The sequence below is a fragment of the Corallococcus praedator genome, from assembly GCF_003612125.1.
In the GTDB taxonomy this organism is placed as follows: Bacteria; Myxococcota; Myxococcia; order Myxococcales; family Myxococcaceae; genus Corallococcus; species Corallococcus praedator.
Genome location: NZ_RAWI01001428.1, coordinates 1 through 387, shown reverse-complemented (window position 1 = coordinate 387; position 387 = coordinate 1). Strand labels below are relative to the sequence as shown.

At 47.0% G+C, this 387-nt stretch carries 1 protein-coding gene; it reads left to right on the top strand.

Features of this window, described 5'->3' with window-relative positions:
* The coding region (locus D7Y13_RS44755) for a BamA/TamA family outer membrane protein (protein WP_147452795.1) at positions 1 to 180 on the top strand (180 nt) is incomplete at its 5' end.
* Positions 181 to 387: the final 207 nt, after the last annotated feature.

Here is a 387-nt window from a genome sequence, read left to right as displayed (position 1 = left end):
AGCCAATATTCTGGATATCCGGACTATAGTGATCCAAGCAATATCCGTATGTCTGCGGGTATCGCATTACAATGGATGTCCCCATTGGGGCCGTTGGTGTTCTCCTACGCCCAGCCGTTCAAAAAGTACGATGGAGACAAGGCAGAACAGTTCCAGTTTAACATCGGTAAAACCTGGTAAGTGTTCTCCACAAAGGAATGTAGTGGTAGTGTAGCGATGACTTTAGGCGATCAATATAAGATCGCCGGGCCACGCAAAGAACTGCACCCTCCGGTGCAAATGGGATGGTAAGGAGTTTATTGTGAAAAAGTGGTTATTAGCTGCAGGTCTCGGTTTAGCACTGGCAACTTCTGCTCAGGCGGCTGACAAAATTGCAATCGTCAATAT